The following is a 12860-nucleotide window of genomic DNA, read 5'->3' on the forward strand; positions in this document are numbered from 1 at the left end:
CGGGTGAGCGCCCTCGTGACGAACTACGCTCGGGCCCCATGAGCGACCAGCACAGCTTCGAGACTCTCGCGATCCACGCGGGAAACACCGCCGATCCCCTCACCGGCGCCGTTGTTCCGCCCATTTACCAGGTGTCCACGTACAAGCAGGACGGTGTGGGCGGACTGCGCGGCGGCTACGAGTACAGCCGCAGCGCCAACCCGACCCGTACCGCCCTGGAGGACAACCTCGCGGCCCTGGAGGGCGGTCGCCGCGGACTCGCCTTCGCCTCCGGCCTCGCCGCCGAGGACTGCCTGCTCCGTACGCTGCTCACCCCCGGTGACCATGTGGTCATCCCGAACGACGCCTACGGCGGCACGTTCCGGCTGTTCGCGAAGGTCGTCTCGCGGTGGGGCGTGGAGTTCTCGGTCGCCGACACCTCGGACGTGGCGGCGGTGCGGGCGGCGATCACCCCGCGCACCAAGGCGATCTGGGTGGAGACCCCGTCCAACCCGCTGCTCGGTATCACCGACATCGCCGCGATCGCCGGTGTGGCCCGCGCGGCGGGTGCGCGACTGGTCGTCGACAACACCTTCGCCAGCCCCTACCTCCAGCAGCCCCTCGCCCTGGGCGCCGACGTCGTGGTGCACTCCACCACGAAGTACATGGGCGGCCACTCGGATGTCGTCGGCGGCGCACTGATCGTCAACGACCCCGAATTGGGCGAGGAGTTGGCGTACCACCAGAACGCCATGGGGGCGGTCGCCGGACCGTTCGACGCCTGGCTGGTGCTGCGCGGCATCAAGACCCTCGCGGTCCGCATGGACCGACACAGCGAGAACGCCACCAAGATCGCCGATCTGCTGACCCGGCACCCCAAGGTCACCCAGGTCCTCTACCCGGGGCTGCCCGGGCACCCGGGCCACGAGGTCGCCGCCAAGCAGATGAAGGCCTTCGGCGGCATGGTGTCCTTCCGGGTCGTGGGCGGCGAGGACGCGGCGGTCCAGATCTGCAACCGGGCGAAGCTGTTCACCCTCGGTGAGTCCCTGGGCGGCGTCGAGTCCCTCGTGGAGCACCCGGGCCGCATGACGCACGCCTCGGCGGCGGGCTCCCCGCTGGAGGTGCCGGCCGACCTCGTCCGGCTCTCCGTCGGCATCGAGTCCGCCGACGACCTGATGGCCGATCTGACGCAGGCGCTCGGATAGGGCCTTTCGACTGATCGGGGTCGGACTGATCGGCGTCGGACGGATCGGCGCCGGATTGATCGGTGTCGGACTGATCGGTGTCGGACGGATCGGTGTCGGACGGATCTGGGTCCGAAAGAGGCGGACGGACGGGCTTGATCGCTCAGGCCCGTCCGCCCGCCTCAACGTCAGGCGCTGGCCTTCTCGTCATCCAGTGATGCCCGGATCTGTTCGCGCAGTTCCGGGCTGTCGGTGTGCTCATGGACGGAGACGGCGTGCTCCGCCGCGGCCCGTACGACTTCCTCTTCCTCGCCCGAGATGGTGAGCGAGCAGTTCGTGACGCTCGGATACTTGCGGCAGTCAGCGACTTTCCTGGTCATCGCAGCCTCCTCGGCCGGTTTCCCCGGGACGCTCCGTTCCAGAATAGTTCGCCCAGGATCGGCCCTCACCAGCCGTCCAGCGGCGGTGTCGTCTCGGCGGGCGGCACCTGCCACGGCTGCGCCGCGACCGCCCACACCGCGAAGGCGACCACCGCGGCGAACGCCACCAGCAGCACCAGCCGACGGGCGATACGGCGCCGGTGCAGCAGCCGGCCGCCGCGCTCCGTCGCCCGCTGTGCCAGATCGGCGGGCACCTGCGGATGCGGACCGTCCAGCATGCGCCGGACCTCGTCCTCCCGGCTGCCGTTACGGCTCACGGTGCGACCCCCAGCGTCCGTTGCGGCCCGCACCGCGCCGTGGGCCGGCGGGTGCCGCGCATCGTGGCGACCGAACGGTTGCAGATCGCCTGGATCCGCTCCACCGGCAGCCCCAGCAGCGCCGCGGCCTGCTCCTCCGCGACACCCTCGTACAGCCGCAGCACGAGAACGAGACGCTCCTGCGGTGTCAGCCGGTCCAGCAGACCGCCGCGCGGCCGGTGGTGCCGCCAGACCTCATGGGCGAACCGGACGGCCAGCTCCCGTCGCGTGCGGTCGTACGGGTCCTCGCCACGCAGCCGTCCCCACTGTGCGTACGTGCGTGCCAGCGCGGCCGTGAGCATCCGCTGGGCCCGGGGGTTCGCTCCGGGCGGCTGCATGGGCTCGGCGGTGAGCAGTGTGGCCGTGTGCAGCAGTCGGCCGGCCGCGCCCGCCACGAAGGTCTCGAACTCCTGGGCGCGGCGCCGCTCCCGGCCCGCCTGGCGCTCTCGCACGGTCCTTATCCGAGCCGCTGCGGGGCCGCCCGGTCAAGAGGCGTGCGCCCGACAGCCTGCGCAGCACCGTCAGGCGTCGCCGCTCCTGCTAGCTGGCCGGGGGCACCTGGGGCGAGGTCTGGCGGGCGGCAAGTGCCAGATTGAACCGGGTGAGCAGCGTGCAGAACGTCTCGCGCTCCTCGGCCGTCCAGTCGCCCGTCACCTGTGTCATGAGCTCGCGCCGGGATGCGCGGACCTCGTCCAGCCGTGCCTGGCCGCGCGGCGACAGGTGGAGCACGACGGCCCGGCCGTCCTCCGGGTGCGAGGTGCGCTTGACCAGACCGGTGTCGACGAGCGGCGCTACCTGCCGGGTCACGGTCGAGGAGTCGATCCCCATGCCCGCGGCCAGTGCCTTGACGCCCATCGGGCCTTCCCGGTCCAGCCGGTTGAGCAGCAGATAGGCGGCCCGGTCCATGGAATTGCGCACCTGGCCGATACCGCCGAGGCGGGTCTGCTCGGCACGGCGGGCGAATACCGCGACCTGGTGCTGCAGCGAATCGAGGACGTGGTCGGAACCCGTGGGTTCGGGGGTGGCGCCCCCGGAAGGAGACGCAGCTGTCGTCATGTCCTGAGGGGGCATGGCCGGGGGCTCTCTTCGTGCGGTGTCGGATGGGTGGGGGACAGAGTACGCGGCCACGGGGCAACGCGTACCAGCGCTGCACAAACCTGTGGACAACGGCGCAGGACGGGACCGCGCAAGGAGTCCGATGCCCTGCCGAGCTGCGAGACTTACGTTATGAAGTTCCGCGCGCCCGGCCACTTTCCCCCGGTGATCCTCGACGACATCCGTGGGGCGCAGAAGATGCTCTCCGGTGTGGCCAGGGTGACCGCCATGGAAGGCAGCCGCCACCTGACCGAGCTGGTGGGCGCGCCGGTCCACTTCAAGTGCGAGAACCTGCAACGGACCGGTTCGTTCAAACTGCGTGGCGCGTATGTACGGATCGCGGGCCTGTCCCCGGTGGAGCGGGCGGCCGGAGTCGTAGCCGCGAGTGCCGGAAATCATGCGCAGGGTGTCGCACTCGCCTCTGCTCTGCTCGGCGTACGGTCGACGGTCTTCATGCCGGTCGGCGCGCCGCTGCCGAAGGTGGCCGCCACCCGCGAGTACGGGGCGCAGGTCCGGCTGCACGGCCATGTCGTCGACGAGACGCTGGCAGCCGCCCAGGAGTACGCGCAGGAGACCGGGGCGGTCTTCATCCACCCGTTCGACCACCCCGACATCATCGCCGGACAGGGCACGGTGGGCCTGGAGATCCTCGAACAGTGTCCCGAGGTGCGCACCATCGTCGTCGGGATCGGCGGCGGCGGTCTTGCCGCGGGCATCGCGGTGGCGGTCAAGGCGGTCCGGCCCGACGTACGGATCGTCGGCGTGCAGGCGGCGGGCGCGGCCTGCTATCCGCCGTCGCTCTCCGCAGGGCACCCGGTGTCGCTCGGCTCGCTGAACACGATGGCGGACGGCATCAAGGTGGGGCGCCCCGGCGATGTGCCGTTCGAGCTGGTCAGGGAGCTGGTCGATGAGGTTCGTACGGTCTCCGAGGACGAGCTGTCCAGTGCGCTGCTGCTCTGTCTGGAGCGCGCGAAGCTGGTGGTGGAACCGGCCGGTGCGAGCCCGGTCGCGGCGCTGCTGAGTGATCCGAAGTCGTTCCGGGGGCCGGTGGTCGCGCTGCTGTCGGGCGGCAATGTGGACCCGCTGCTGATGCAGCGCATCCTGACCCACGGCATGGTGGCGGCCGGCCGCTATCTGAGCCTGCGGCTGCGGCTGACGGACCGCCCCGGCGCGCTGGCCACGCTGCTGGCCGTGCTCTCGGTGGTCGACGCCAACGTTCTCGACATCGGCCATGTGCGGACCGATCCCCGGCTCGGGCTCACCGAAGTCGAGGTGGAGCTGCACCTGGAGACGAAGGGCCCGGAGCACTGCGAGGAGGTCTCGGCGGCGCTGCACGACGCGGGCTATCTGGTGATGAGCTGAGCCTGTGTGTCGCGAGGTATCGCGGTCCGGGCGTCGCTGCTCCGGTCGCTGCTGATCCCGGTGGCCTTCCGCACGCCGGCGGTGCGCAAGTACCGGCAGGTCGCGGTCCGAGGGAACGCGGCACATGCGGGGAGCCTCCGCACATGCGGGGAGCCTCCGGCCCGACGGGCCGGAGGCTCCCCGCATGTCCGGTGCGGGATCAGCCCGTGTAGGGCTTCGCCGCGAGGATCTTCACGGTGGCCGTCTTGCCGTTCGGCAGCTCGTAATCGGCGTCCTCGCCCATCTTCTTGCCGTTCACGCCGGTGCCGAGCGGCGACTGCGGGGAGTACGTCTCGATGCCCGAGCTTGCGTACTCGCGCGAGGCGAGCAGGAAGGTCATCGTGTCGTCCGGGTCGCCGTCGAAGGCGATCGTCACAACCATGCCGGGCTCGACCACGCCGTCGTCGGCAGGCGCCTCGCCGACCTTCGCGTGCTCCAGGAGCTGGGTGAGCTGGCGCACCCGCAGCTCCATCTTGCCCTGCTCCTCCTTGGCCGCGTGGTACCCGCCATTTTCTCGGAGGTCACCCTCCTCACGGGCCGCCGCGATCTTTACGGAGATTTCCGTGCGCGCGGGACCAGACAGGTACTCCAGCTCGGCCTTGAGCTGGTTGTACGCCTCCTGCGTGAGCCAGGTGACGTTTTCGCTGGTCTGGGTCACAGGGTGCTCCTCGTCGGTACTGGGAATACAAAGCATCGCCCTACCCGTAAGCATGTGCCTCCACGGGTGGGCGAAACCACGAGCCTAACAATTCCCCGGGAAAAGGGGGAGAAGATAAGCCGTCAGAACCGCGTATGTGCAGGTCAGCGGCTAAAACAACGGTTCAGTGTCGGCGTGCTGCGGTCACTGTGCCGCCCCGCCGTCCTCGGTGCAGCCCAGCAGCTCGGCGGTGGTCGCCCTGGACGTCGTACGCAACGACACGACGCGGTCGATACGGTCCGTGTGCTCGTCGAAGCGGAAGTCCTTGCGGGCCACGTCGCTGCCGTCCTCGTGCTGCGAGCGGAGCGTGCAGTAGCCCTTGGCGTCGGTGTCCTTGCGCACCTCCAGGTGCACATCGACCCGCTCGTCCGAGACGACCTTGAACTTGATCACCTCGGCGCTGATGCTCTGGCCGGTGATGTAGTCGTATCCGATCCAGCCGGTCATACCGAGCAGAGCGACGCCCAGCACCGAGCCGATGATCTTGAGCTTGCGGTCCGCGCGACGGTCCGCGGGGCGGCCGTAGCGGTTCTCCGGAAGCGCTTCGCGCACCGCAGTCATGATCGTTCCTCCCGTACCGGGGATCGAGGAATTTTCCACCCCCCGGTTCGGTCACTATAGAAGCCGCCTACCCGCCACCCGACCGCCACCCCGAACCGACGTCCCTTCGGGACGGCACCATCTAATTGCGACGAATCACTGAGGATCGAGCTTTGACTGAGCAGCTGCGACTGATGGCCGTTCACGCCCACCCCGACGACGAGTCGAGCAAGGGCGCGGCCACCATGGCCAAGTATGTGTCCGAGGGGGTGGACGTGCTGGTCGTGACCTGCACGGGAGGCGAGCGCGGCTCCATCCTCAACCCGAAGCTCCAGGGCGACGCGTACATCGAGGAGAACATCCACGAGGTGCGCAAGAAGGAGATGGACGAGGCCCGGGAGATCCTGGGTGTCGAGCAGGAGTGGCTCGGCTTCGTCGACTCGGGTCTGCCCGAGGGCGACCCGCTGCCGCCGCTGCCCGAGGGCTGCTTCGCGTTGGAGGACGAGGAGAAGGCCGCGGGGCGTCTCGTCCGCAGCATCCGTGCGTTCCGGCCGCAGGTCGTCACGACGTACGACGAGAACGGCGGGTACCCGCACCCCGACCACATCATGACCCACAAGATCACGATGATCGCGTTCGACGGTGCGGCGGACACCGAGACCTTCCCCGAGTCGGAGTTCGGTCCGGCCTGGCAGCCGCAGAAGCTCTACTACAACCAGGGCTTCAACCGGCCGCGCACGGTGGCGCTCCACGAGGCCCTGCTGGCCCGTGGCCTGGAGTCCCCGTACGGCGAGTGGCTCAAGCGCTGGAAGGAGTTCGAGCGCGTCGAACGCACGCTGACCACGCATGTTCCGTGTGCGGACTTCTTTGAGATCCGGGACAAGGCGCTGATCGCGCACGCGACGCAGATCGACCCCGACGGCGGCTGGTTCCGTGTGCCGATGGACGTCCAGAAGGAGGTCTGGCCGACCGAGGAGTACGAGCTGGCGAAGTCTCTCGTCGATACCTCCCTCCCCGAGAGCGACCTCTTCGCGGGCATCCGCGACAATGCCTGATATGTACGCGACTCAGGCACTGACCCATCTCGTCCCTCTTGCCCAGGAGCTCGACGAGGACAAGGTGACCCCCGGCGTTCTCGGCTTCCTCGTCTTCGCGGCGCTCGCCGGCGCCGTGTGGCTGCTGATGAAGTCCATGAACCGGCACATGGGCAAGGTCGACTTCGAGGAGGCCCCGGACCCGGAGGCGGCGCTTGGTGACGCCGCTGCCGCGGGAGCGGGGTCCGCGAAGCGGAAGTAAGGCGTAGGCGCGGGCGGGCACCGGGGCGTCCGGTGGCCGCCACGCGCTGGACGGGCCGGTCATGGCCGGCTCGCGCTGGACCAGCCAGTTGTGACCGGCTCGGCTCGAAGGCGTCCTCGATCGGCGGACCAGCCAGTTGTGACCGGCTCGGCTCGAAGGCGTCCTCGATCGGCGGACGGGCCGGTTGTGGCCCGCTCGGCTCGAAGGCGTCCTCGATCGGTGGACGGGCCGGTTGTGGTCGCCACGCGCTGGACGGGCCGGTCATGGCCGGGCCGGTACGCCCATCACCTCCCGGGCATGGCGTGTCGGCGTCATGCCCAGGCGCCACGCCTGCCAGCCGTCCTCCAGGTCCACGCCGCGGTTCAGCACCACTGTGAACGCCTCCGCGCAGTCCTCCAGCTTGCTGTCGCGCGTCGAACGGCCGACCCGGAGCAGATCGGCCAGTTCCTGCTGGGCCACCACCGTGCCCACCTCGCTGCCGCCCGCTGACGCGTACGGCAGCAGTGTGCAGCGCAGGAAGCGGGCCCAGTCCGCGCCCCGCGTGTCGCCGTACGAGTCGAACAGCCCGGTGGCCTCGTCGCACAGCTCGAGCGCCTGCGGGGCGCGGTTGTTGCCCGCGTCGATCAGGGCCAGCTCCAGGCACGTCCAGGCCTCCCCGTGGGGGACCCCGATGCGCTGGAAGTCGGCCCGGGCGTCGACCAGGAGCTGGCGGGCGAAGCCGGAATTGAGCAGGTTTCCGGTCTGGGCGGCCCGCTGGTCGCGGGTGACCCGGCCCGAGTGGTGCCGGGCGCACGCCAGCCCGTACGCGTCCCGCATCCGGGAGAACATCGTGCGGGCCCGCTCCAGCTGCCGCACCGCCTGATCGGTGTCGCCGCTCTCCTCCAGGGCCTGACCCAGGTAGTACAGCGTCCACGCCTCGCCGCGCGCGTCCTCGTTGTCGCGGTGGCGGGCCAGGGCCAGGTACAGCTCCTCGGCCGCCGGGCCCGGGTCGCCGTCCAGCAGCCGGGCGCGGGCCAGCTGGGTCAGCGCCCACGCCTCGCCGCGCTCGTCCCGGGTACGGCTGTACAGCTCCAGTGCCGTACGCAGCGCGTCCTCCGCCCGCTCCACATCGCCCATCCGCAGCAGGGTCTGGCCCAGCTGGAACTGGGTCCACGCCTCGCCGTGCAGCGACTCGCCCTCCCGGTGCAGGGCCAGCGCGGTGTCCAGGAGGGTCAGCGCCCGGGCCGGATGGGCACGGTCGCGTTCGACGGCGGCCAGGGCGTGCAGCGACCAGGCCCGGTCCCCGGCCTGCTCTTCGGAGGACTGCAGCTCGATCGCCTCGCGCAGCCGCGCCGCCGCCTCGGTCAGATTGCCCTGGTGGTGCAGGGTGATGCCGAGCGAGCAGAGCGCCAGCGCCGTACCCGAATCGTTCTGCGCCTCGCGGTACAGCCCGACGACCGACGACAGGGTGGAGCGCGCCTTGTCCAGCTCGCCGAGCTGACGCGCCGCGATGCCGGTACGCCACTGCACGGACCGCTCCAGCAGCCCCTTGTCCACGGCCTGCGTCAACTCGCTGATCTCGCCCAGCCGGTAGAGGTCGCCGCGCAGCAGACAGTAGTCGCACAACGCGCCCAGCAGATCCAGTACGGCCTGCTGGTCGACGCCCTCCGCGTGGCGCAGCGCCGAGGTGATGAAACTCGACTCGTCGTCCAGCCAGCGCAGCGCCGAGTCCAGCGAACCGAACCCGTGCGGGCCGAACTGGCCGACCCGGGTGGACATCTTGCCGTCCACCATGCGGATCACGGCACCGGCCAGCTCCGCGTAGTTCTGGATCAGCCGCTCCTGGGCCGCCGTACGGTCCGCCGCGGTCTCCTCGTCCCGCAGCCGGGCCAGGGCGAAGCCCCGCACGAGATCATGCAGCCGGTAGCGCGAGCCCCGCACATGGTCCAGGAGCCCGGCCCCGGCCAGGGCCCTCAGCAGCTGCTCGGCCTCCTGCTCCTCGGTCGAGAGCAGCGCGGCCGCCGCTGCGGCGCCGAGGCTGGCCCGCCCGGCCAGCGCGAGTCGGCGCAGCAGCCGCTGTGTCTGCTCGGGCTGGTCGGTGTAGCGCAGCCACAGCGCTCGCTCGACCGGTGCGACCGGGCCGTACGCGGCGAGGCCGGTGGCGAGAGCGCTCCGGGTCCGTGGACCGAGCGAGGAGCCCGCTATGCGCAGCGCCAGCGGCAGCCCGCCGCACAGCTCGGCGACGGTGTCCGTCGACCGGGAGTCGTACGGCCCCTGTTCCGCCGCCCCGGCCGCCTCGCGCAGCAGCTCCTCCGCGCCGGCCGCGTCCAGTGCGCCGACCGGCAGCTGATGGACCCGGGCCGGGATGTCGGCGGGCAGCTCCAGGGGCTCGCGGGCGGTGACGAGGACGAGGCTGTCGGAGCGCTCGGGAACCAGTGTGCGGACCTGGGCCGCGTCGGCGGCGTCGTCGAGGACGATCGTCACCGGGGTGCCGGTCAGATGCTGGTGGTACAGCTCGCTCAGCCGCCGCACCTGTTGCTCGGCGGAGGCTCTTCCCCGAGCGCTCGATCCCGCTCGGCCAGGGGAGCCCCCATCCCGGAACAGCAGCTGCTCGCGGGGCGCGCCCAGCCGGTTGAGCAGATGCAGCAGCGCGTCACGGGTCGGCAGCGGTGTCTCCCCGGCCACATCGCCGCGCAGGTCCACCACGCACGCGCCCCGGAACTGGTCCTTCAGGCTGTGCGCCGCCCGTACCGCGAGCGTGGTGCGTCCGGAGCCGGGCGTGCCGTGCAGGACGACGACGGTCGGCTTGGTCTCCGTCGACGCACGGGCCTCGCGCACCCACTGAGCGATCTGTGCCAGCTCGGCCCGCCGCCCGGCGAACGGCCCCTCGGTGGTGGGCAGATGGCCGAACGACTGATCGAGGAGTGCGCGCGTGCGGGCCGCTGCACTGCGGTCCTGGCCGCGCAGCGACGGGGCGGTCCGTGACTGCGCGGAAACCTTCTTCGTCGGTGTGCGCGACGATGCGGTGAGCATCCGCTGCTGGTCAAGGAACGGGCGGATGCCCCGTACCTCCAGTGCCGCCAGCCATTGCAGCCGCAGCTGTTCGGCGCCGCCCGGCTGCCCGAGCGCACCCGCCCGCCGGTGGGCGGCGGGCCAGTGCGATGCGGTGACCTTGGCGACGGTCGCCGTGGCCCCCGCGACCGCGACGACGGCGCCCGCGCCGAGGGCGGGCCCCGCCGCCGTACCGAACGCGATATCCGCACCGAAGGCGGCGACCGCGGCAACTCCGGTGACCAGCAGAGGAGTTCCCATGGCCGCTCGGTTGAACCGCTGCGACAGCGGCTGCTGTCCGGCCTCCGCCGCGTCCAGCGCTTGGAGATACGCGGCGTACTCGTCGCCCGCGCAGGCCGCCAGGGAATCGAGCGCGGCCCGCCCGCGCGCCATCAGCGCACCGGCGTCGGCCCGGCCGCCCGACTGTCGCACCTCTTCCTCCACGGCGCGTACCAACAGCCGTTCCGCTTCCGCCCGATGGCTGTCCCGCATGTGCGTCCCCCTCCGGATACGACGAATGCAACTGCCTCAGCCGGCATCGCCGCCCAGTGTCCTGCGTACGGCGCGGCAGCGCGAGAGTGCCCGCGCTGCCGCGCCGAGTGTGTGACGGACCCCGAATCGGGGGTGGCCTTTCTGCCTGCCGTGCGGCGAGCCCGTCGCCCCTCCGGCACCCCCGCCATGTCCCGGTCGCGAACCGTGGTGAGGCAGGGCCGCGCAGTCGCCGTACCGGCCGCGCGAGCACTGAGCCGGCACAGCCGGCAGCCCTTCGCCCCGTTCGTGTGCTGCCCCCGTGGCACATGGGCGGGGCTTCGGTGGGTGCGCAAGGATGGGGGTATGCCCAACCGACTCGCGCAGGCCACGTCCCCGTACCTCCTCCAGCACGCGGGCAACCCCGTTGACTGGTGGCCATGGGAGACCGACGCGTTCGAAGAAGCCCGGCGGCGCGACGTCCCCGTGTTCTTGAGCGTCGGCTACAGCGCCTGCCACTGGTGTCACGTCATGGCAGACGAGTCCTTCGAGGACGACGACACCGCCGCGTACATGAACGAGCACTTCGTGTCCGTCAAGGTGGACCGTGAAGAGCGTCCCGACGTGGACGCCGTCTATATGGAGGCCGTGCAGGCCGCCACTGGGCAGGGCGGCTGGCCCATGTCCGTGTTCATGACGCCGGACGGGGAGCCCTTCTACTTCGGCACCTACTTCCCGCCCGGGGCTCGCCACGGCATGCCGTCCTTCCGCCAGGTGCTTGAAGGTGTGCACAACACCTGGACGAGCCGACGGGACGAGGTGGGAGAAGTCGCGGGGAAGATCACTCGGGACCTTGCCGGGCGGGAGCTGAGCACCGGGGATGCCGGGACGCCCACCGAGGAGACTCAGGTCCTGGCCCTTCTCCAACTGACCAGGGACGTCGATCCCGCGAGCGGCTGGTTCAAGGGAGACACCAAGTTCCCGCCGTCGATGGTGATCGAGTTCCTGTTGCGCCACCACGCGCGCGCCGGTTCCGTGGCGGCTCTGGAGATGGCAGAAGGGCTGTGCGGCGCGATGGCTCGTTCGAGCCTGTACGACCAGGTGGGAGGCGGGTTCCACCGGTACGTACTCACGCCGAGGACTGGTGGGCCTTTGGTACCCCACTTCGAGAAGATGCTCTACGACAACGCGCTGCTCTGTCGCGTGTACGCACACCTGTGGCGGTCGACGGGCTCGGAACTGGCCCGCCGCATCGCTCTGGAGACGGCCGACTTCATGGTGCGCGAGCTGCGCACGCCGGAGGGCGGTTTCGCCTCCGCTCTCGACGCCGACAGCGACGGCGGGACCGGCCGGCATGCCGAGGGCGCGTACTACGTATGGACGCCCGAACAGCTGAGGGAGGTCCTCGGCGATCAGGACGCGGCTTTCGCCGCCGAGTACCTCGGGGTGACGGAGGAGGGCACATTCGAGGAGGGCACCTCGGTCCTCCGGCTCGCGCGGGCGGGCGCCGTGGTGGACGCGGACCGGGTCGCCGACGTACGGGCCGAGCTGCTGGCCGCCCGCGAGCTGCGCCCGCGTCCCGGCCGGGACGACAAGGTGGTCGCCGCCTGGAACGGCCTGGCGATCGCCGCGCTCGCCGAGACAGGGGCGTACTTCGACCGGCCCGATCTCGTCGAGCGTGCCACCGAGGCCGCGGATCTGCTGGTACGGGTCCACATGGGCGACGTCGCCCGGCTGGCCCGTACGTCGAAGGACGGGCGGACCGGCGGGCACGCCGGGGTCCTGGAGGACTACGGCGATGTCGCGGAGGGTTTCCTCGCCCTGGCCGCGGTCACCGGCGAAGGCGTTTGGCTGGAGTTCGCCGGCTTCCTGCTCGACATCGTGCTCCAGCACTTCACCGGCGAGGGCGGGCAGCTGTACGACACGGCGGACGACGCCGAGAAGCTCATCCGCCGTCCGCAGGACCCCACCGACAGCGCGACCCCGGCAGGCTGGACGGCGGCGGCCGGTGCGCTGCTCTCGTACGCCGCATACACCGGCTCGGAGGCCCATCGCACCGCAGCGGAGGGGGCGTTGGGCGTGGTGAAGGCGCTCGGCTCGCGGGTACCGCGGTTCATCGGCTGGGGGCTCGCGGTCGCCGAGGCGCTGCTCGACGGGCCGCGCGAGGTCGCGGTCGCCGGGCCGGTCGGCGGCGAACTGCACCGTACGGCGCTGCTGGGGCGGGCGCCCGGTGCGGTGGTGGCGGCGGGGGAGACGGCGGGGACGGAGTTCCCGCTGCTGGCGGACCGGCCGATGGTGGGCGGGGCGCCGACGGCGTATGTGTGCAGGCACTTCGTCTGCGATGTGCCGACGACGGACCGGGAGGCACTGGCGCGGAACCTCGGATCGGGCCCGTCCGACGACTGAGGACGGAGCCGTCCGGGGACTGAGGGTG

Annotated in this window: 12 protein-coding genes; 5 read left to right on the forward strand and 7 right to left on the reverse strand. The window is 71.1% G+C overall.

Annotated features, from left to right (window positions below):
* The first annotated feature begins 38 nt into the window (after window positions 1-38).
* Complete coding sequence (locus tag ACZ3IC_RS02615) at window positions 39-1184, forward strand: cystathionine gamma-synthase (RefSeq protein WP_467411775.1); 1146 nt, start codon at window positions 39-41, stop codon at window positions 1182-1184.
* A gap of 167 nt (window positions 1185-1351) precedes the next feature.
* On the opposite strand, the gene ACZ3IC_RS02620 is transcribed toward ACZ3IC_RS02615, so the two are convergent.
* The 4 genes from ACZ3IC_RS02620 to ACZ3IC_RS02635 form a co-directional block, all read right to left on the reverse strand.
* Window positions 1352-1543, reverse strand: coding sequence for a DUF1059 domain-containing protein (locus ACZ3IC_RS02620; RefSeq protein ID WP_467411777.1), 192 nt, complete (start codon window positions 1541-1543; stop codon window positions 1352-1354).
* 65 nt (window positions 1544-1608) lie between these two features.
* Window positions 1609-1860, reverse strand: a complete 252-nt coding sequence (locus ACZ3IC_RS02625; protein WP_467411779.1) for a hypothetical protein — start codon at window positions 1858-1860, stop codon at window positions 1609-1611.
* On the reverse strand, window positions 1857-2351 hold the full coding sequence (locus tag ACZ3IC_RS02630; protein ID WP_467411780.1) for a sigma factor-like helix-turn-helix DNA-binding protein: 495 nt from the start codon (window positions 2349-2351) through the stop codon (window positions 1857-1859). The genes ACZ3IC_RS02625 and ACZ3IC_RS02630 overlap by 4 nt, the downstream gene beginning before the upstream one ends.
* An 88-nt stretch (window positions 2352-2439) precedes the next feature.
* Window positions 2440-2970, reverse strand: a complete 531-nt coding sequence (locus tag ACZ3IC_RS02635) for a MarR family winged helix-turn-helix transcriptional regulator (RefSeq protein WP_467411782.1) — start codon at window positions 2968-2970, stop codon at window positions 2440-2442.
* 156 nt (window positions 2971-3126) lie between these two features.
* Between ACZ3IC_RS02635 and ilvA the strand changes: the two genes are divergently transcribed.
* Entirely contained in the window at window positions 3127-4356 is a 1230-nt protein-coding gene (gene ilvA, locus ACZ3IC_RS02640; RefSeq protein WP_467411784.1) for a threonine ammonia-lyase, read from the forward strand.
* A gap of 199 nt (window positions 4357-4555) precedes the next feature.
* Here ilvA and greA read toward each other — a convergent pair whose 3' ends face one another.
* Together greA and ACZ3IC_RS02650 are read right to left on the reverse strand one after the other, a co-directional pair.
* On the reverse strand, window positions 4556-5053 hold the full coding sequence (gene greA / locus ACZ3IC_RS02645) for a transcription elongation factor GreA (protein WP_467411786.1): 498 nt from the start codon (window positions 5051-5053) through the stop codon (window positions 4556-4558).
* Between the two features lie 183 nt (window positions 5054-5236).
* Window positions 5237-5653 (reverse strand): DUF4307 domain-containing protein, encoded by a 417-nt coding sequence (locus tag ACZ3IC_RS02650; protein ID WP_467411787.1) that lies wholly within the window; start codon window positions 5651-5653, stop codon window positions 5237-5239.
* A gap of 152 nt (window positions 5654-5805) precedes the next feature.
* Between ACZ3IC_RS02650 and mca the strand changes: the two genes are divergently transcribed.
* Complete coding sequence (gene mca, locus ACZ3IC_RS02655; RefSeq protein ID WP_467411789.1) at window positions 5806-6687, forward strand: mycothiol conjugate amidase Mca; 882 nt, start codon at window positions 5806-5808, stop codon at window positions 6685-6687.
* 1 nt (window position 6688) lies between these two features.
* Window positions 6689-6928, forward strand: a complete 240-nt coding sequence (locus ACZ3IC_RS02660; protein ID WP_467411791.1) for a hypothetical protein — start codon at window positions 6689-6691, stop codon at window positions 6926-6928.
* Window positions 6929-7189: 261 nt separating this feature from the next.
* Here the strand turns inward: ACZ3IC_RS02660 and ACZ3IC_RS02665 are convergent, their stop codons facing one another.
* Window positions 7190-10450 (reverse strand): tetratricopeptide repeat protein, encoded by a 3261-nt coding sequence (locus ACZ3IC_RS02665; protein WP_467411793.1) that lies wholly within the window; start codon window positions 10448-10450, stop codon window positions 7190-7192.
* 342 nt (window positions 10451-10792) lie between these two features.
* Between ACZ3IC_RS02665 and ACZ3IC_RS02670 the strand changes: the two genes are divergently transcribed.
* Complete coding sequence (locus ACZ3IC_RS02670; RefSeq protein WP_467411796.1) at window positions 10793-12832, forward strand: thioredoxin domain-containing protein; 2040 nt, start codon at window positions 10793-10795, stop codon at window positions 12830-12832.
* Window positions 12833-12860 lie beyond the last annotated feature (28 nt).

The organism is Streptomyces sp. NPDC002958 (assembly GCF_055563255.1).